General features: G+C 62.3%; 18 protein-coding genes. 12 read left to right on the top strand and 6 right to left on the bottom strand.

Annotation, left to right across the window (positions count from 1 at the left end; all coding sequences use genetic code 11):
- Positions 1 to 37 precede the first annotated feature (37 nt).
- From AC1DWA_RS04545 to AC1DWA_RS04530, 4 genes are read left to right on the top strand one after another with little or no spacing between them, the layout of a single operon-like run.
- A complete protein-coding gene (locus tag AC1DWA_RS04545; RefSeq protein ID WP_477846119.1) occupies positions 38 to 1,033 on the top strand; it encodes an ABC transporter substrate-binding protein in 996 nt (331 codons plus the stop codon).
- A complete protein-coding gene (locus tag AC1DWA_RS04540; protein ID WP_029254959.1) occupies positions 1,030 to 2,070 on the top strand; it encodes a FecCD family ABC transporter permease in 1,041 nt (346 codons plus the stop codon). Before AC1DWA_RS04545 ends, AC1DWA_RS04540 begins: the two co-directional genes overlap by 4 nt.
- Complete coding sequence (locus AC1DWA_RS04535) at positions 2,067 to 2,900, top strand: ABC transporter ATP-binding protein (RefSeq protein WP_020969107.1); 834 nt, start codon at positions 2,067 to 2,069, stop codon at positions 2,898 to 2,900. Before AC1DWA_RS04540 ends, AC1DWA_RS04535 begins: the two co-directional genes overlap by 4 nt.
- Complete coding sequence (locus AC1DWA_RS04530) at positions 2,897 to 3,667, top strand: (2Fe-2S)-binding protein (RefSeq protein ID WP_092763779.1); 771 nt, start codon at positions 2,897 to 2,899, stop codon at positions 3,665 to 3,667. Before AC1DWA_RS04535 ends, AC1DWA_RS04530 begins: the two co-directional genes overlap by 4 nt.
- Positions 3,668 to 3,704: 37 nt before the next feature.
- Here AC1DWA_RS04530 and phoA read toward each other — a convergent pair whose 3' ends face one another.
- Positions 3,705 to 5,237 (bottom strand): alkaline phosphatase, encoded by a 1,533-nt coding sequence (gene phoA, locus AC1DWA_RS04525; RefSeq protein ID WP_021343627.1) that lies wholly within the window; start codon positions 5,235 to 5,237, stop codon positions 3,705 to 3,707.
- 269 nt (positions 5,238 to 5,506) lie between these two features.
- Between phoA and AC1DWA_RS04520 the strand changes: the two genes are divergently transcribed.
- From AC1DWA_RS04520 to AC1DWA_RS04505, 4 genes are all read left to right on the top strand, one after another.
- Positions 5,507 to 8,794 carry an error-prone DNA polymerase gene (locus AC1DWA_RS04520; protein WP_477846094.1) on the top strand — a complete coding sequence of 1,096 codons (3,288 nt, stop codon included), beginning with the start codon at positions 5,507 to 5,509 and terminating at the stop codon, positions 8,792 to 8,794.
- Between the two features lie 216 nt (positions 8,795 to 9,010).
- Positions 9,011 to 9,358, top strand: coding sequence for a hypothetical protein (locus AC1DWA_RS04515; RefSeq protein ID WP_007727425.1), 348 nt, complete (start codon positions 9,011 to 9,013; stop codon positions 9,356 to 9,358).
- Positions 9,359 to 9,372: 14 nt separating this feature from the next.
- Positions 9,373 to 10,143 carry a glucose 1-dehydrogenase gene (locus AC1DWA_RS04510; RefSeq protein WP_020906972.1) on the top strand — a complete coding sequence of 257 codons (771 nt, stop codon included), beginning with the start codon at positions 9,373 to 9,375 and terminating at the stop codon, positions 10,141 to 10,143.
- Positions 10,144 to 10,201: 58 nt separating this feature from the next.
- The gene (locus AC1DWA_RS04505) at positions 10,202 to 11,209 is read left to right on the top strand and encodes a zinc-dependent alcohol dehydrogenase family protein (RefSeq protein WP_477846093.1); all 1,008 of its coding nucleotides are present in this window, start codon (positions 10,202 to 10,204) and stop codon (positions 11,207 to 11,209) included.
- Here AC1DWA_RS04505 and AC1DWA_RS04500 read toward each other — a convergent pair.
- Together AC1DWA_RS04500 and AC1DWA_RS04495 are read right to left on the bottom strand one after the other, a co-directional pair.
- Positions 11,196 to 12,086 carry a poly(ethylene terephthalate) hydrolase family protein gene (locus tag AC1DWA_RS04500; RefSeq protein ID WP_099697303.1) on the bottom strand — a complete coding sequence of 297 codons (891 nt, stop codon included), beginning with the start codon at positions 12,084 to 12,086 and terminating at the stop codon, positions 11,196 to 11,198. The two genes, AC1DWA_RS04505 and AC1DWA_RS04500, sit on opposite strands and share 14 nt — an antisense overlap.
- 33 nt (positions 12,087 to 12,119) lie before the next feature.
- Positions 12,120 to 12,959 (bottom strand): CPBP family intramembrane glutamic endopeptidase, encoded by an 840-nt coding sequence (locus AC1DWA_RS04495; RefSeq protein WP_031330946.1) that lies wholly within the window; start codon positions 12,957 to 12,959, stop codon positions 12,120 to 12,122.
- Between the two features lie 85 nt (positions 12,960 to 13,044).
- On the opposite strand from AC1DWA_RS04495, the gene AC1DWA_RS04490 reads away from it, so the two are divergent.
- Entirely contained in the window at positions 13,045 to 13,353 is a 309-nt protein-coding gene (locus AC1DWA_RS04490; RefSeq protein ID WP_019747641.1) for a rhodanese-like domain-containing protein, read from the top strand.
- Between the two features lie 49 nt (positions 13,354 to 13,402).
- On the opposite strand, the gene AC1DWA_RS04485 is transcribed toward AC1DWA_RS04490, so the two are convergent.
- Both AC1DWA_RS04485 and AC1DWA_RS04480 read right to left on the bottom strand, forming a co-directional pair.
- Positions 13,403 to 14,044 (bottom strand): dihydrofolate reductase family protein, encoded by a 642-nt coding sequence (locus AC1DWA_RS04485; protein ID WP_029254966.1) that lies wholly within the window; start codon positions 14,042 to 14,044, stop codon positions 13,403 to 13,405.
- Positions 14,045 to 14,118: 74 nt separating this feature from the next.
- The gene (locus tag AC1DWA_RS04480; RefSeq protein WP_044480105.1) at positions 14,119 to 15,204 is read right to left on the bottom strand and encodes a TDT family transporter; all 1,086 of its coding nucleotides are present in this window, start codon (positions 15,202 to 15,204) and stop codon (positions 14,119 to 14,121) included.
- A 90-nt stretch (positions 15,205 to 15,294) separates the two neighbouring features.
- Here AC1DWA_RS04480 and AC1DWA_RS04475 point away from each other — a divergent pair, with 90 nt between their 5' ends.
- Complete coding sequence (locus AC1DWA_RS04475) at positions 15,295 to 16,206, top strand: LysR family transcriptional regulator (RefSeq protein ID WP_019747644.1); 912 nt, start codon at positions 15,295 to 15,297, stop codon at positions 16,204 to 16,206.
- Positions 16,207 to 16,231: 25 nt separating this feature from the next.
- Here the strand turns inward: AC1DWA_RS04475 and AC1DWA_RS04470 are convergent, their stop codons facing one another.
- Positions 16,232 to 16,912: a TetR/AcrR family transcriptional regulator gene (locus AC1DWA_RS04470; protein ID WP_141487872.1), complete on the bottom strand. Its 681-nt coding sequence runs from the start codon at positions 16,910 to 16,912 to the stop codon at positions 16,232 to 16,234.
- A gap of 75 nt (positions 16,913 to 16,987) precedes the next feature.
- Between AC1DWA_RS04470 and AC1DWA_RS04465 the strand changes: the two genes are divergently transcribed.
- Complete coding sequence (locus tag AC1DWA_RS04465; protein WP_477846091.1) at positions 16,988 to 18,151, top strand: FAD-dependent oxidoreductase; 1,164 nt, start codon at positions 16,988 to 16,990, stop codon at positions 18,149 to 18,151.
- 7 nt (positions 18,152 to 18,158) lie between these two features.
- A complete protein-coding gene (locus AC1DWA_RS04460) occupies positions 18,159 to 18,992 on the top strand; it encodes a DUF3626 domain-containing protein (RefSeq protein ID WP_477846090.1) in 834 nt (277 codons plus the stop codon).
- Positions 18,993 to 19,077: the final 85 nt, after the last annotated feature.

Here is a 19,077-nt window from a genome sequence, read left to right as displayed (position 1 = left end):
ATTCTCATTCGTGGCTCAGAGCCCTTACGAGGTCCCCGTGTCACTTCAGTTCTCCCCGTCCCGCGCCGCCGCTGTTCTCATCGCGGTCGCCTTGGTTTCGGCAGGTTGTTCCAAAGGCCAGGAATCAGAGTCCGCGTCTGCTGCGGAATCCTTCGCACAGCCTGTGTCCGTGACCAACTGCGATCGAGAGATGACCTTCGACTCGCCGCCGCAGCGCATCGTGTCTTTGAACGGGCATGTCACCGAGGCGCTCATCGAAATCGGTGCGGGTGACCGGATCGTCGGTCGGGCGTACAGCGACAACCCGCCAACTGCCGAGACCGCCGATGTATTCAACAAGATTCCCAGCCTCTCCGATACGTTCCCCAGCATGGAGCAGGTTCTCGACGTCGACCCGGACTTCGTGGTCGGAGGAATGACCAGTGCCTTCAACGAGAAGCAGGGCCGTTCCCGAGACGCCTTCGGCGAGCGCGGAATCAACACCTTCTTGTTCTCCGAATACTGTGGCACCGGTTTCCCCGACATCGGATTGCTCGAGAACGACTACACGCAACTCGGTCGAGTCCTGGGCGTTGAAGATTCCGCCCGCGAGGTCGCAGAGGAGATCAGCGATGGTCTCGATACCGTCCGCGCTTCGGTCGGGGACGCGGCGCCGGTACCGACCTTCTTCTACGACAGTGGTGACCAGGTTCCGACGACTATCGGCGGAGTCGGCGTCGGTCAATTGGTCGCGGAATACTCCGGTGTCTCGAACATCTTCGCCGAAGGGACAAAGCCCTACATCGACGCATCGTGGGAAGCTGTTGCCGAGCGTGCACCCCAGGCGATCGTGGTCATCGACTACGGCGACAAGACGGCCGACCAGAAGATCGACTTCCTCCGTGCCCAGCCGTTGATGGCGACCACCCCTGCTATGCAGCAGAACCGGTTCGTCGTGGTTCCTCTCGCGGACCTGTTCGAGAGTTCACGGTTGGTGCGTTCGGCACAGACCATCGCGACGGCCTTCCATCCGGGCGCTGACGCGGCGAAGTGACCCGCACGCGTTACGGGTACGGCGCCCTACTTGTCGGCTTGGCGGTCGCCTTGGCGATCGTCCTGGGGTTGGCCGTCTCCTTGGGATCGGTTCGCATTCCCGTCGGTGACGTCTGGGCGATAGTCGGAGCCCGTTTGGCGCCAGGGACTTTCGAAACGTGGTGGACCGCGGCGCGGGAGTCGATCGTGATCGACTCCCGCCTGCCACGTGCACTCACGGCTGCGGTCGTGGGTGCTTCCTTGGCGATGTCGGGTGCTGTTGCTCAGGCTGTCACACGGAATCCTCTTGCCGACCCGTATCTGCTCGGAGTTTCGTCGGGTGCGGGATTCATGGTGGTGCTCGTGTCGGTGCTGGGTTTCGGCGCCGGCCTCCTCGGGGTTTTCACGATTCCGGTCGCAGCATTCGTCGGGGCGATGATCCCGTTGTTTCTCGCACTGCTGATCGGCGGCCGGTATCCGCAGCCGACCGCGATCATTTTGGTGGGTGTAGCGCTCGCCCAGATATTCTCGGCGCTCATCACCTTTTGCATCCTGGTGTTGGCCGATGATCGGCACGTGACGTCGGTGATGCACTGGATTGCCGGCGGATTCGGTGATGCGCGATGGTCGACGCTGATCTTCCCGACGATCGCACTGGTCGTCGTCGGCACGGCCCTTCTGTTCAGTTCGCGGTGGATGGACGTCTTGCAGACCGGTGACGACGGGGCTGCAGCACTCGGTATGAACGTCCGACGGTTCCGAGTGTTGTCCTTGCTTGCGGTCTCCGTACTGGCGGGCGCGGCAGTCAGCGTTGCCGGTGGAATCGGATTCATCGGCCTCCTGATCCCACATCTGGCCGGTTTCATCGTCGGCACCAGAGCAATTCGACTGCTCCCTGCTGCAGCCCTTCTGGGCGCCGTCGCGATGGTTGCCGCGGATACCGCTGCGCGCTCGGTGGCACAATCCACCGAAGTTCCGGTCGGAGTGATCACCGCCCTCGTGGGTGCACCGATCTTCGTCTGGATGCTCTACCGGCAGTATCGGAGGCTCGAACAGTGACGCAGACCAGAACAGTGACACAGGCCAGAACAGAGACACTCCCGAAGGACGCCGAAGCTGCGCCTCTGCTCGAACTCGTCGAGACCCGGGCGCGGCTTGGCAACCGCGAAGTCCTGCGCGGCATCACTTTCGCGGTGACGTCCGGTGAAATATTGGGCTTGGTCGGACCCAACGGCAGTGGCAAGACGACGGCGCTGCGCTGCTGCTACAACGCTTTGACTCCGACAGGTGGCGCAGTTCTGATCGATCAAGCCGACTCGACTACGCTCTCGCGTAAGGACATCGCCAAAACCATCTCGGCGAGCGTCCAGGAACCTACTGTCTCGGCAGGACTTTCGGTTCGTGAATCGATCGCGCTCGGACGAACTCCGCACCGTAGCTGGTTGGACCGAAGCACTGAGCGAGATACCGCCATCGTGGACCGGTGCATCGAGCAGGTTGGTTTGGTCGAGCTTGCCGGACGCGACGTGTCCACCCTGTCGGGTGGTGAGCGGCAACGTGTCTCGATAGCGCGCGCATTGGCTCAGGAGCCCAAGGTTCTGTTGTTGGACGAGCCGACCAATCATCTCGATCTTCGTCACCAGTTGATCGTGATGGAATTGCTCGCCGAACTTGCGTCGGCGGGGCTCGCGGTTGTGGTCACGATGCACGATCTACGGTTGGCAGTCGAGTACTGCGACAACCTTGCCGTGCTCACCGAAGGTGAACTCCGCGCGTGTGGGTCTACGGTCGAGGTGTTGGACGAGCCGTTGTTGGCCGAGGTTTTCGGCATCAAGGCGCGAGTCGAACGCGGAGTACGTCCGCGGATGGAGATATTGGGGCTGGCATGACGGAATCGGTAGCCGGGATCTACGCCCGTATGGCATTAGCGGTGCCGTTCTTCGACAACCTGAGCGCGTATCCGGATACGGTGCCCGCGGTGTTGATGACCGACCCCCAGTGGTTGGCAGCACGTGTCGCCGATACGGCCGAGCGATGGGGGAGTGCGGACAGCCGAGTGAACGGCACATTGTGGTGGTACTCGGCCAGTTCCACGCTGACTGGCATTCCGATCGGAACCGGTATGGTCACCGGGTTCGCGGCCGATCCATCGTTGAACGGTGGGCGGATCTTCTTGCGTGACAACGGCTATCTGGGCGGGTTTGCTGCCGGATCGGTCATTCCGATCTCGCAGAGTGTGGCGGAGTTGGGCCACGCGATGCTCCGCTCACTCAGTCCCGTGATCGAGGTACTCGCCGAGGTGTCCGGCGTTCGGCAGCAGGCGCTGTGGGCGATCGCGACGGACTCCATCGCCAATCGCAGCCTCGACGCCGCCGGTAGCGCGAGGGAGCGCGGAAGTGCATTTGCTGCTGGTCTGATCGATGTTCTCCGCGGTGAGAACCCGGGCATTCCCGTCCCGCGTTTCGTCGATGTCGACCGCAATGAAAGTGTTGTGCGCGTTTCTAATCCGTTGACACCGGTGGCATCAGGGCGACGCAGATTCACGCAGCGGGCATCGTGCTGCCTGATCTACGAGGTGCCCGGTGAAGGCAAGTGCACCAGTTGCCCGAAGCGCGCACCCGAAGATCGGGTGCGCGCCTTGGCTACTCTGGTGTGACTGGACCCAGGCTTTTACCGGGTCGGGTTTGGTCAGGTCAGTGAGCTGCGACCTTGGAACGGTCGAGTCCCAGCGCGTCGGTCATCGTGAAGAACAGATCGGTCTGGTCCGTGAGGCCGCTGACATTGGCCGCGTGCGGGCCGAAAGCTGCTACGCGCAACTGAGTTCCGGTATGCCCTTCGGATTCGACGGCCGGATCTTCGGACGTTCCGTAGCTGATCGTCATCTCCGAGCCGTCCTTCGTGGTCAGCTTGCGGGTCAGACCGGGGTAGACGATTTCCTGGGCGCGCTCGACCGGGATGTTCTGGTCCTTGGCGATGGTGGCGATGTCGTCTGCGCTGACGTTGGTGACGATCTGGCTGGTGTGAGCGTGGTCGGCTGTGACGATGACCAGGGTTTCTCCGTCGGTCTTCGCAAATTCGAGTGCCTTCTGCACAGCTTCGTCGAGGTCGACGGTTTCACCGATCTGACCGCACGCGTTGGCTGCGTGATCTTGCTTGTCGATCGAGGCACCTTCGACTTGGAGGAAGAATCCGTTGTCGTTGACCTTCAGTAGGTCGATTGCCTTCTGCGTCATGTCCGCGAGCTTCGGTACGTCGGAGGTTCGCTTGGGGTTGTCGATGCAGGTCTCGGCGGGCTGCAGGTAACCGTCGCGGGTGGCGACAGAGCCTTCCCAGCGGACGGGCATGTTGCCGTCGGCGAACAGTCCGAGCACGGGTGCGTCCTGATCGGCCTTGCCGACCTCGTTCATCTCGGCGGCATTCTTCACCAGCTGGTAGCCACGAGCGGCAGCTTGCTCGTTGAGGGTCTTGCCCTGCCAGTCACCGGCTTTCGCGGTTTCAGCGAAGGACTTGGCGCCGCCGGCAAAGGTGACGTCGGCGCGGGTGTCGAGGAGCTGTTCGCTGATCGATCCCTTGCCGCCGTTCTCGATGGCGTTCTCCGGGCAGGACTTGGACGTCGCCTCGGGTCCGTAGCACTTGCGGCCGCTCACGTGCGCGACCTGCACTGCGGGGGTGGCGTCCTGCACCTCGGCGGTGGAGACGTTGCCGGTGGCCTTGCCGTTCGCCTTGGCGATCTCGAGGACGGTCGACTGGGCCTGCCCCTTGATGTCGACGGAAATCGCGCCGTTGTAGGTCTTGGTGCCGGTGGACCATGCCGATCCACTGGCAGCGGAGTCGGTGACGTAGTCGGGCTTGCCGTCCTTGGTCAGTGCGTAGTGCGTGTACTGGCCGGTGATCGGCAGGGCGTCGAGGCCGGCGAAGCTGCCAGCAGCACCCTCGGCGTAGTTGCGCGCGGCGGTGATCTCCGAGTCGCCCATGCCGTCCCCGATCAGGAGGATGACGTTCTTCGCGCCGGACGCGTTGACGGCGTCACGCACTGCGGCCGACTGATCACCGTCGATGCGGCGAGCACCACCGTTCGAGGACAGTTCGCCGGTCGCGGCGCGATCGACGGTCGTGCCGTTCGAACCTGTTGCCTCGTCGGCACTGCTGCTGCAGCCGGCGGCGGCCAGAACGGCGACGGCGCCGGCGACGGCCGTCAACCTACGTGTGTTGCGCGAGAACGACATACGAGTAGTACTCCTGGAAACAGTATGGATGGAGATTATGAACGCCGCTAATGATCTGGGGCCAAAGTGAACGGAGTGCAGACATGCGTACATCTGAATGTGACGAGACGGTGAGGGTTGAGATTCGCTCTGTTGACTGCGGGTGAGTGACCTGTCAGACTGAATCTGCATCGAACATCAGTTCGATGCATGTGGTGCGTCTTCCCTTTCGGCATCCTCGAGTAGTCGGTCGTCCCGTGACGGCCGGCTCGATCAGGTGCGAGGTCAGTGTGGGTTGGGGAAATGGGCCGCCGACGTGGTCCGAGATGGAACGGGTGCTGTCCGGACGGCCAGGCCGCGTGGAACACGAGGATTTGTTCCCGGGCGACGGAAGTGACAGTCCCGCCTGGTCACGAAAGCGCGGCGAGTATCACGCAGGCGAACTCACTCGTGGCACCGGCGTGGTTCCTTACGCAGAACTGCACGCTCACTCGGCCTTCAGCTTCCTCGACGGCGCATCACCGCCGGAAGAGCTGGTCGAGGAAGCTGTGCGTCTCGGGCTCGAGGCGATTGCCGTCACCGATCACGACGGGTTCTACGGCGTGGTGAGGTTTGCGGAGGCTGCGCGTGAATGGGGAATGCGGACCGTGTTCGGGGCTGAGTTGTCGCTCGATTCGGTACCCAGAACTGGGACGGCAGATCCCGGTGGAACGCATCTTCTGGTACTTGCCCGTGGGCAGGAAGGATATCGCCGTCTTTCGCGGGAGATAGCCGCCGCACATCTGGCGGGCGGTGAGAAGGGCAAACTGCAGTACAACTACGACGCGCTGACCGAAGCCGCCGGTGGGCACTGGCAGATCCTGACCGGGTGCCGCAAAGGTCATGTGCGGCAAGCCTTGACGTCGGGTGGTCGCGAAGCCGCGGCGGAGGCCTTGCAGGATCTGGTCGAGCGTTTCGGGGCGGAGCGAGTGTCGGTGGAGCTCACTCATCATGGGTTGGCGGAGGACGACGAGCGCAATGCCGTTCTTGCAGAACTGGCGAGAGAACGTGGACTACGTACGGTGGCGACCACCGCCGCACACTTCGCCGCTCCTCCGCGTCGACGCCTCGCCATGGCAATGGCAGCTGTGCGGGCGCGTCAAAGCTTGGATGAGGCAGCTGGATGGTTGGCTCCGACCGGCGGAGCACACCTGCGGTCCGGCGCGGAGATGGCGACGCTGTTCTCGCTCTATCCCGAGGCTGTCAGTGGTGCCGCCGATCTTGGTCGTGAGTGCGCTTTCGATCTCAAGCTCATCGCGCCCAAATTGCCACCGTTCGACGTTCCTGCCGGGCATACCGAGGCGTCGTGGTTGCGTGAGCTGACCATGGTCGGGGCGCTGGAACGCTACGGACCCCCGGAAGGTGCACCGAAGGCATACAAACAGCTCGAACATGAACTTGCCATCATCGAGGGATTGAACTTTCCCGGATACTTCCTGGTCGTGCATGACATCGTGTCGTTCTGCAAGAACAACGACATCCTCTGTCAGGGAAGGGGTTCCGCTGCGAACTCTGCGGTGTGTTACGCGATCGGCATCACCAACGTCGATCCGGTTCGCAACAAATTGCTGTTCGAGCGGTTTCTTGCGCCCGAGCGCGACGGCCCACCGGATATCGACGTGGACATCGAGTCGGATCGCCGGGAAGAGGCGATCCAGCACGTGTACGCGAAATACGGGCGTACGTATGCCGCGCAGGTAGCCAATGTCATCACCTATCGAGGAAAGTCGTCGGTGCGGGACATGGCCCGCGCGCTTGGCTTTTCGCAGGGCCAGCAAGATGCGTGGAGTAAGCAGGTCGGCCGGTGGGGTGGTATCGACAAGAATGCGGATACCGATATTCCGCGTCCGGTACTCGAACTGGCGGCGCAGATCGAAGGCTATCCACGGCACCTCGGTATCCACTCCGGCGGAATGGTCATCTGTGATCGTCCCATCGCCGACGTTTGCCCGGTGGAGTGGGCGCGGATGGCCAATCGCAGTGTCCTGCAGTGGGACAAGGACGATTGTGCTGCCGCTGGGTTGGTCAAGTTCGATCTACTCGGGCTCGGCATGCTCTCGGCTTTGCATTACATGATGGATCTGGTGGCCGAACACAAAGGCATCACAGTCGATTTGGCGCATCTCGATCTGTCGGAAACAGCGGTGTACGAGATGTTGCAGCGGGCAGATTCGGTAGGGGTGTTCCAAGTGGAATCACGTGCGCAGATGGCGACACTGCCGCGTCTGAAGCCTCGAAATTTCTACGACCTGGTGGTCGAAGTCGCGCTCATCCGTCCCGGGCCGATTCAAGGCGGATCAGTCCATCCGTACATCCGCCGGCGCAACAAACTCGAACCTGTGTCCTATGACCATCCGTCGCTCGAGAAGGCACTCGAACGCACATTGGGGGTTCCGTTGTTTCAGGAACAGTTGATGCAGATGGCCGTTGACGTTGCGGGTTTCACGCCGTCCGAGGCCGATCAATTGCGTCGGGCAATGGGATCGAAACGTTCCACCGAGAAGATGGAGCAACTGCGAGCGAGGCTGTACCAGGGCATGCGAGACCTACATGGCATCGGCGACGAGGTTGCCGACCGAATCTACGAAAAGCTGTACGCATTCGCTAATTTCGGTTTTCCGGAAAGTCATTCACAGAGTTTTGCCGCACTGGTCTTCTACTCCTCGTGGTTCAAGCTTCATCACCCCGCCGCGTTCTGTGCCGGACTTCTGCGAGCGCAGCCGATGGGTTTCTACTCACCACAGTCCCTGGTCGCCGATGCGCGCCGGCACGGAGTGCAGGTACACGGTGCAGACATCAATGTCAGCCTCGCGCATGCCACCGTCGAGGCAGGTGGATTCGAGGTTCGGCTGGGACTGGGGGAAGTGCGCAACATCGGCGATGCGCTCGCCGAGAAAATTGTCGAACAGCGCGACCTCGGTGGACCGTTCACGTCGTTTCTCGATCTGACCGGTCGGGTGGAACTGACTACCGCGCAAGCTGAATCGTTGGCGACTGCCGGCGCGCTTGCCAGCTTCGGCATCTCGCGTAGAGAAGCGCTGTGGGCCGCGGGCGCTGCGGCAGGGGAGCGTCCGGACCGCTTGCCCGGTATCGGTGCGTCGGTCACAGCTCCCACCCTTCCCGGCATGAGCGACGTCGAATTGGCGGCAGCGGATGTCTGGGCGACAGGAGTATCTCCCGACACGTATCCGACACAGTTTCTTCGCCCACAGCTCGACGCGCTCGGCGTGGTGCCGGCTTCGAGGCTGCTCGACATCCCGGACGGCGACCGTGTGCTGGTAGGGGGAGCGGTCACACACCGGCAGCGTCCGGCCACAGCTGCGGGCGTCACGTTCATCAACCTCGAAGACGAAACCGGCATGGTCAATGTCGTGTGTTCGGTGGGGTTGTGTGCAAAGTACCGAAAACTGGCAAATACGGCGCCGGCGTTGCTTATTCGAGGAAAGGTGCAAAATGCGGAAGGCGCTGTCACTGTCGTGGCAGACCGGATGCAGCTGATGGATCTGCGAGTCACAGCCAAGTCGCGAGACTTTCGCTAATGCCCGATTCTGCTCGGAGTTTTGTGCCGAGAGGACAAATGTGGAGCTCAACTCTGACCTCCGAGCATATGGCGCGGGTCACAATCCCTACCTAGGGTTGTCGCTTGAGCGGCCATCGAATCGCCTGGCACGGCCACGACCAGTGGCCTCGCTGGTGAATATTGTCGCCTTCCAAACATGCTGAATCCAAAGCACTTCGAGTTGAAGAGGAACTCCATGAGCACAGCGATTCTCGTCGCACACGTACACCCTGCCGATCCGTCTTCGGAGGACGCGTTCAACCGCTGGTACGACGACGTGCATATTCCGCAGGTCGTCGAACGAGTGCCTGGAGTTGTCTCCGCCTCCCGATTCTTCCTGGCGGATGTGCAGTTGCTGCCCGAGGATGCATTGCCCGCGCGCCGCTACCTGAGCATCTATCAACTCGACACGGAAGATCTCGCGGGCACGGCGCAGGCGTTGGGAAGTGCTTTGGGCGACGGGACTCTCGACATGTCCGAGGCCATCGCGACTACCGGCGACACCGGACCCGAATTGCTTTTCTACGTCCCGACCGAGAACTGAAGGGGAACGCTGACATGTCCGATCTTCTCGCGAACAAAGTTGCAATTGTCACCGGCGCAGGTGCCGGAATCGGCGCCGCCATTGCCCGGGCATTCGGGGCGGAGGGCGCGAGCGTCGTAGTCTCCGACATCAACGGTGACGCAGCACAGGCAGTGGCGGACTCGATCGACGGAGCTATCGCTGTCACCACTGATGTCACCGACGAACAGCAGGTCAAGGATCTCGTCGCCAGGGCGGTCGAAGAGTTCGGCGGACTGAACGTCGTAGTACCCAACGCCGGCATCGCCACCACGACTCCGCTGATCGAGACCTCGTTCGAGGACTGGCGGAAAGTCATGTCGGTCAACCTCGATGGAGTGTTCTTGACCGTCCGTCATTCGCTACCCGCGCTCGTCGCATCCGGAGGCGGTTCGATCGTGAACATCTCGTCGATCTCGTCGACCACCGGGTCGCCCTTGATCGGTAGCTATGCCGCCGCCAAAGCAGCAGTTCGCAATCTCACCGAAACCCTGTCAGCCGAACTTCGCTTCCACGGAATCCGAGCCAATGCCCTGCTACCCGGATTCATCGACACAGACCTGGTCAAGAGTCACCAACAGGATTTCGAGAACGCACTCGGCCTCGAGTCCGGCGGCTTCGACGACCTGATGGTCACGAAGCAAACCCGCTACGGCCGGACCGAGGAAGTCGCCGCCGCCGCAGTGTTCTTTGCGAGCGACCAGTCGTCGTGGTGCAACGGCAGCAGCCTGGTTCTCGACGGAGGGTTCACCGCTTCTCTCCTCTGAGCAGCGGAACCCTTTCCGAACGTCACCCGAAATCGTCAATCGTGCGAGGATCCACACCATGACCAACCGCGCTGTATACGTACTTCCGCCTGGAGGGTTGAACAACCTCGAATCGAGGACGATCGAGACGCCAGGGCCAGGTGAGGGTGAGGTGACGATCGCGATCCGCGCGAATTCGCTCAACCACCACGACTACCTCGTGGCGACCGGCGAGATACCGACCGACGGCCCTCGCATTCTGTTGTCCGACGCAGCGGGTGAGGTAGTTGCCGTCGGCGACGGCCTCACACAGTTCGGGGTCGGGGACCGTGTGATGAGCACCTATCTGCCGCATTGGCGCAGCGGTGCACCGGATTTCGACGGATTCGGAAATTCACCCGGTGACGGCGTCGACGGGTTCGCCCGTGACACCGTCACCGTGCCGGTATCGGCAGTGACGTCGATGCCGCGAAACTACACGTACGAAGAAGCCGCTACCTTGCCCACTGCGGGCTTGTCCGCGTGGCGTGCATTGTTTGCCGGCGTCCCGATCATCCCAGGTTCGTCGGTGTTGATTCCCGGGACCAGCACGGTAGCGCTGTTTGCCGTCCAGCTTGCCAAAGCTGCTGGAGCTCAGGTGATCGCAACCTCGTCGGCTCCCGACAAGATGGCTCGATTGACCGAGCTCGGTGCCGATCACGTGGTCAACTACCGTGAGCGCCCGGACTGGGGATCGGAAGCGATGCGGCTCAGCGGCGGGATCGACCTTGTGCTCGACGTGGGCGGGCCGTCCACCCTCGGTCAATCTCTGGCGGCAGTCCGACCAGGCGGCCGGATCTGCGCGCTGGGCATCATGAACGGCCCGTCGTCGTCGATCGACCTGACTTCGCTACTGACCAAACAGGTCACCATCGAAGGTGTTCTGGTGGGCAGTCGTGCACATCAGGAGGAGATGGTTGCAGGGCTGGAGAGCCTCGCGCTTCGTCCCGTCATCGATTCGTCGTACCGTCTGGACAATCTTGCCGAGGCGTTCGAGCAGCAGAAATCCGGGCAGGCCTACGGCAAGATCGTCATCACAAACCCTTGATCGCTTGCCGGTCCCAGTGGGGATCGGTGAGGATTTCCGCCGAGTCGCCGACAAACGCACGTCCGGCAGTCTGGTCGCCGCTGAGGGCGAACCTCAGCCACGCGGTCAGGTAACCCCGGAATCCTTCGCCGTCGGCGGCCCAATTGTGGCCGACGCCAAGTAGTCTGCCCCGGACCGCCGGTGCTGCGGTTTTGTCGAAGTACTCAGCTTGTGGATCGGCGGTGGAGACCGGATCGTCGGCGCCGGTCATGAAGAACGTCGGCCCGGTCAACTTCGCCACGTCGATGACATCGACAGGTCGCGAAGCCCACCACGGGTCCGGCAGGTCGAGCACCGCAGTGGCGGTGATCAGATTCGCCGACTGAGTTGCAGCGTTGATCGCGCCGCCTGCCCCCTGGGAGTGCCCGACCGAGGCGATGTTGTCGGTATCGATCCTCTGGTGAAAAATGCTCTCAGCGTTGGTGTTCTGATCGACGAGGTACTGAGCGGCACCCAAGATTTCAGTACCGTCGCCGGTCACACTGCTGTCGGCCACCACAACAACAAAACCCCACGACGCAAAGTGTCGGAGGAGGGCCTCGTACTCTTCGAACGTCGCGTAGCTACCGTTGCCGAACGTGATGACGGGATGCCGCTTGCCATCAGCGGACAAGTCGGCTGGGTAGAACAATTGGTATCCGGGAACCGAATCGGCAGCCACCTCGTGCGCACCCTGGGCTGCGTACAGATCGCTGATCGACTCCGATGCGATGGATTCGGTAGTCGCGGCTTCGGGAGCGGCCGGAACCCCCGCAGCGGCGTGTGTGACGGCACCCGATAGTGCCAGAACAAATGATGCGGTCACGACGGCGATCGAATGTGTGGTCCGAGAAGGCATGGGTACAAGTATGTCTTGTACCCATGCGATCAGTCAGGCCGAGACGCGCGTGGGCTGTTCTTCGCCGACCCGGCCGCGGATGAAGAAGATGGCAACTACGCCGAAGGCGACCAGCACGACAGTGAGCAGTGTGGCGATCGTGGTGGCTCCGCTGGCACCCGTCGTCACCGAGGTGTCGAGTCCGCCGGTCGAGAGGATGGTGGTGGGGTCGGTGAGGCCGTGCAACACGATTGCGGCCCAGATCGTGCCCGTCACGCGCATGGTCAAGTACATGCACATTCCGAATCCGAAGGTGTAGACGACGGTGGCAAGGACTGTTGCCAGTTCCATTCCCGCGATGAAGTTCACCGTGTGCATGAGTGCGAACAGTAGGGACGACACAACAGCGACGAAGCGTTCTCGGTGGCCGGCATCACGAAGCATCTTCACTGCAATACCTCGGGTGACCAATTCCTCTGCGAGACCGACACATACACCGAGGGCGATCAACGAGACGATTTCGCCGGCCGACCACGCGCTCCAGTCGGTTCCGGCCAGGTGGGCAGCGATGGCGGCAACGACGATAATCGGCCCGATCCACATCCAGCCGCGTCCGCGTACCGGTTGAGGGCCGAAGATACTGCTGAGCCAGCCGACCTTGACCGTGAAGATCAGCAACGCAACTGCACCGATCGCGATGGGCAACATGACGCCGAAGATGATGCTCGAGGCACTCGAGACCACGTTGTCCGTGTCGATCTGGTCGGCGAAAACACGCGAGATCACCTGCCCGGCGGCAAGGTAGAAGACCAAATAGGCAACGATGAGAAGGAGCAACTTCCACAAAGTGGGTCGACTCCAAAAACCCGACTTTTCGGGAACAGTATTGGTCATTGTCAGATCGTAAAGGCAACCACACGAAATCACGCGGTACCGTCTATTCGGACAGCAGCGAACACGAAGGCAGGACGCAGAAGACATGTTGGAAGTCGACTTGAATGCACTGGACACGGCATTGGCGGCAGGTGAGCCGCTGATCGACGTCCGTGAGCCCGACGAGTTCGCTCAGGTCCGAGTTCCCGGTGCGGCGCTCATTCCGCTCAGCGAATTCGTCTCTCGCGTCGGTGAAATTCCGGACGCGGAAACGGTGTACATCATCTGCGCCGTCGGTGGCCGTAGCCTGCAGGCCGCGGAGTATCTGCAGGCCCGTGGCATCAATGCCGTTTCGGTGGCCGGTGGAACAATGGCGTGGTACCAGTCGGGGCGCCAGGTCGAGACCGGAGCCTAAGACACAACTGATGGGGGCAGTTCCCGTTTCGGGAGCCGCCCCCCACCGGTCACTTTCGCCAGAACAGGTGATGCGTCACGCCGCTCGGGCTCGGCACGATTTCGAGGTTGAAGCGGTCGCGCAACTCATCAGGTGTCTCCCACAGGCGTAGACCGGATCCGAATTCGATCGGGCAGACAGCGATGTGCATCGTGTCGACCAGATCGGCGTCGAGGAATTCACGGATAGTGCTGACCCCGCCGCCGAGTCGAACGTCCTTGCCCTGCGCTGCCTCACGTGCCTGCTCGAGGGCCGTCGCCGGGTCAGCGTTGACGAAGTGGAATGTCGTGTCCGATAGCGTGAACGACGGCCGCACGTGGTGGGTCAAGACAAAAACCGGGGTGTGGAACGGTGGCTCGTCGCCCCACCACCCCTGCCACTCGAGATTCTCCCAAGGGCCGCGGTATGGTGCGAATTTGTTGCGGCCCATGATTTCGGCACCGATGTTGTTGGAGAAGTCCCGCGTGAAATAGTCGTCGATGCCTCGGCTGCCGCCGGGATCGGTGCGATTGGGCCAGCTCGCTGTAGCTCCCGCCCACGCAAACATTTCACCGTGGTCCAGGCCGAACGGGCTCTCGAAGCTTTGGTCCGGACCGCAGGCTATTCCGTCACTGGAAACGCTGAAATTCTGTACTCGTAATAACTGACTCACCATGTACTCCCGCTCTCGACAATGGTCTACGTGAGTACAGACCGTACGGCGAGGCAAAACTCATCGGTGCCAATTCATGCAGCCGCGGGAAGAGCTCCACTGCGGATCGATCGGACGGTCCGCACCGCGACGGTTGCCCAGATGGGGATCAGCACGGTCAGCAGGGCAAGTGCGATTCCCAGAATCAGTGTCGAACCGGTGGCGACTCCGAAGGCATTCGCTCCGACTGCACATGCTCCGATGGGGAAGGTGAAGCTCCACCAACCGAGCGAGAAGTCCAAGCCGCGGCGCAGTGCGTGGATGGTCACGGTGGTGACGGTGACAAATGCGATGACGCCGATGATTCCGACGACGGTTCCGTATGCGATTCCGAATTCGTGCAGGGTGTCGGCGTGCTCGGTACTGAGTGCATGCCGTGAGGCGGCGGCCAACAGGTTGGATGCTGCGATCGACTGTCCGATCACGCCCAACGGAATCCACAGCGAGGGAATGGCATTGAACGGGATCACGTCGACGCCGGCCGAGCGGTTGCGTGCGAACTGCCTCGCGACGGCTATCAGAATGCCGATAGCGGCGGTCAGTGCCAGAGCGAACAGGATGTAGCAGAAGATCAGTACCGCGATGCGCGGAGCGCCTTCGGGCATGTGGGTGCTGACCGCTGCGCCGGTGGTGGCCGAGACCATCGGTGGTACGACGGGCATCAGCCAGAACGGCATTGCCGTCGCCATCCCAGCATCTCGAACGAGACGAATCATCATCACGACGTAGGTGACCAGGCCGAGTGCCGTGCCGAGTATCCACAGAGTCAGCGAGACGGTGATCGCCACGTCGTGGCCGAGGAAGTCCGGCCCGGTGATGCCGGTTGCCGATCCCACGGTCAGTAGGGCCATGGCGACGGCTCCGTAGAACGGGAACATCGCGGGACTGTGCAGGTAGGCGAGGGCCTGACATCGATGTTGTGACCAATGGGTGGCAAATGCGCCGATCAAGGCGCACAGTACGAGAACCGCCAGAACCCAGAAGATTTCCGAGACCAGCTTCAAGCCTTCGATCTCCGGTTCGAGCGAAGCTGCGGCCACCGAGACGATTCCCGTTCCCATCGCTGCCGCGAACCAGTTCGGGGTGATGTGGGCGAAGGTGGGACTCGTTGTGGTGGTCATGTATTTCACTGTCGTCTCATCCGGTTCGTACCGGTAGGCCGGTTGTCCTTGAATGCCCACAATCTCGCCTTGTGGGTCTAATCTTGGTCTATGTCGTTGTCTCCTCGGGTGCCGGAACTCAGTGCCCTCGACGTCCTGCTTTCCGTAGGGCGTCTAGGCAGCATGGGCGCTGCCGGCCGGGAGCACGGACTCAGTCAGCAAGCGGTCAGCGCCCGGGTGCGTTCGGTCGAACGGCAGCTCGGAATCAAGGTTTTCGATCGAGCGGCGACCGGTGTTCGTCCCACCGCCGAGGGCGGTCTGATTCTCGAGTGGGCAAGTCACATCCTCGTCAGTGCCGAGGAAATGGCATCGGGAGTTGCCGCACTTCGCGGTGAACGCGACGCTGCCGTCACAGTTGCCGCCAGCATGACCATCGCCGAGTATCTGGTTCCCGGATGGACGGTCGCGATGCGGCACAAGTTCCCCAACGTCGTGGCGTCGGTGAGCTTGCACAATTCCTCGGATGTCTCTGCTCAAGTGCAGGCAGGCCAGGCCGATATCGGATTCGTCGAAGGTCCGGATGTGCCGTCGGCGCTCGCGTCGTGCGAGGTGGCGCGTGATCACCTCGTCGTGGTTGTGCCGCCGGGACACGACTGGGCCAATGGTGTGCCTGTTCCGGTTGCGGACCTCGCACGCACGCCGCTGATTCAGCGCGAGTCAGGGTCAGGGACGCGTCTGACGCTCGAGAATGCTGTTCCCGATTGTGTGCCGCCGTTGCTCGAGCTCACCTCGTGCACCGCAGTCAAGGCTGCGGTGGTGGCAGGCAACGCGCCCGCCGTTCTGTCGTCGTTGGCCGTTGCTGCCGACCTGACGGACGGCCGACTGGTCGCGGTCAACGTCGACGGCTTGCGGATGCCGAGGCGACTCCAAGCCGTCTGGGATCCCGATCGCGGATTGCGCGGTGCGGCAAGAGATTTCCTCGACATAGCGCTCGGCTCCAACACCGCTGTTCATTCGCGTTGACGGCTGCGGTTGACGGGAACGGCTGCTATCGGACGGTGTCGATCCCCGCGAGGATGAGATCGATGCCTGCCAGAAACTGTTCTCGGTCGTCGTGGTCGCGCAATTGCGCCGTCACCTGATTGAGGAACGGGTACTCCGCGGAATCGAGTTCTTCCCACCGCTGCGCGACGGTGGCGAGGAAGGCGGACCGATCTGTCTCGCGGGGGAGGAGGCGGGCCCCCGCGGCATACTGTCCGGCGAGGCCGAGCACGTAGTTCAGGAGTGCGGACGCACAATCGAACTGTGCCGATTGGGGAACGCCGAGTGCTTGGAGTTGCCCTCCCAGACTCTCGAAGATCTGCATCACCGCTGATTGCCACGGCTCGCGAGAGAGTTGGGTGCCGACCCACGGGTGCGCGTCGATCGCGTCGAACACACCGAGAGTGATGATCCGGATCGCCTCCCGTGGGGTTGCGCTTTCGGTTCCTTCGGTGGTCACGCGGGCGATGACGTCGTCGGTCGCCGCGGCGAGCAGTTCGCTCTTGTTGGCAACGTGCCAGTAAATCGCCCCGCTACCTGTTGCCAGGCGTGCGGAGAGTGCGCGAAATGTCAGCGCAGCTTCGCCCTCGTCGTCGAGGATCTCGATCGCAGCCTCGACGATTCGCTCCTTCGAGAGCGCGTCCGTACGTCGCTCGGTCCGCTGATTCCTGGTTGCCATGCGCACCATCTTGACATATCTGGAACGCCGTTCCAAGATGGTCAGTGGAACGACGTTCCAATAGAAGCCTGAAAGGAAACGAACATGAGCAACTCGATAACGATCATCGGGGCGGGCCTCGGCGGTCTGACCCTCGCGCGCGTCCTCCACGTTCACGGAATTCCGTCGAAGATCTACGAGGCGGAACCGTCGGCAGAAGCTCGCACGCAGGGCGGCCAACTCGACATCCATGAACACAACGGTCAGGCGGCGCTCGACGCTGCCGGCCTCATCGACGAGTTCCGCGCGGTCATCCACGAGGGCGGTGCCGCGTCGCGCGTACTCGATCAACACGCCGCTGTACTCCTCGACGAACCCGATGACGGCACGGGAGTCCGTCCTGAAGTGCTGCGCGGAGACCTCCGACGGATCCTGCTCGAATCCCTTCCGGACGGCACGATCGAATGGGGACGCAAGGTCGACAGTGTCCGCTCGCTCGGCTCACGGAACACTGCCGACGAGCGCGCTGACGGCCGACACGAACTGACCTTTGCCGACGGTTCGACGGTGACTACCGACCTCCTCGTCGGCGCCGACGGTGCCTGGTCGAAGATTCGCCCGTTGCTCTCCGATGCGAAGCCCGAATACGTCGGCACGACGTTCATCGAGACGTATCTGTACGACGTCGACGAAAAGCATTCGGCTGCAGCCGAGGCAGTCGGTGGCGGGGCGATGTACGCGCCCGCACCCGGAAAAGCGATCGCCGCGCATCGAGAGGCGGGGGACATCGTGCACACCTACGTCCAGCTGAACCATACGGCGGAGTGGTTTGCCGGTATCGATTTCACCGACGCCGCTGCTGCGACAGCGCGGGTCGCGGCCGAGTTCGACGGTTGGGCAACGGAACTCACTGCGCTGATCACAGACGGCGAAACCGCGCCGATTCCGCGCGCGATCCATGCACTTCCCGACGAGCACCGATGGGATCGCGTGCCTGGGGTCACACTCCTCGGTGACGCGGCACATCTGATGGCTCCGTCCGGTGAGGGTGCGAACTTGGCCATGTTCGACGGCGCCGAACTGGGAAGGGCGATCGCCGCGCACCCGGACGACATCGAAGCGGCACTGAGCGGTTACGAGGAAGCGATGTTCGTGCGCAGTGCATCCGAGGCCGCTGACTCGCACGTGATCCTTGATCTCTGCCTCGGTGAAGGCGCACCGTATTCACTGGTCGACTTCTTCACCGGCGCTGCTTCCGTGTCCGGATAATGGACGAATGCCTGTTGATTCCACTCCCTCGTCTGCCGCGATTGCGCACGTGCGCGGTCTCTCGAAGGGTGACCAGGTGGATCGAAATCACCGGGTGACGTTGCACTTTCATCCAGACCTCCCGTCTGAACGTGGTCTGACACTGGCCTCGATCGCACGTCAAGGCACCTACGTGACCCAGTTCGAGACTCGTACCAGCAACGGCGGACTGACAGCGCATCACGGCGGCGACCGTTGGCGTTGGGAGAGTCGGATATTCGGCGGGGCTTACGACGAGCGAGAGCCGTCGGAACGGCCGAAATACGGATCGTTGAACTTCTCCGCCGATCCGTACGGGGCATCCCCTCGGTTCGGCTCGTCCTACTTCCGGCTTGCCGAGCACACACTCGACCGCACCACCTTCTGCTTTCCGGACAGCGTCTTCGAGCCTGATCTCTTCGGAACGGCCGAAGCGATGAGCTTGGTCGGCGCCGCCGGAGCCGCCGAGTTCGACGATCCGCTCGACCACTACATCGAGGCGCACGTCCACGGCGTCGTCGACATCGGAACGGACGTCGAGGCACTCGTCCTGGACCCGAGTTACCGCGGCACACGGATCGAAGAGATCGCCCACTCACTCACGTGCCCGGTGCTGTGGCACGACGGTTACGCGGTCGATGTCGAAGAGATAGCCGAACATCCCGAATACCGGGGAGCGACCGTCGTCGACCTTGCCCGAGAAATTGCCCGCGGCAGGCGACTGACGCCTGCCGTACTGGGGCTCGCACGGAGCGCGTCCTTCGATCCGCAGGACGTCAAAAAGGTCTGGCACTACATTGCTCGATTCGGCGGCAGGGCGTAGAACTGGGCATTCGCGTATCGCTGCCCGTCGACGACCGCCGGTTCCGGGACCGCACATCGGTCCGAAGGGCGCGGTGAGGAAAGAG

Source organism: Rhodococcus sp. P4_F3_2 (assembly GCF_056401335.1).
Note: the sequence above shows the minus strand (reverse complement) of the source record. Positions and strands in the feature narration are given on the sequence as shown.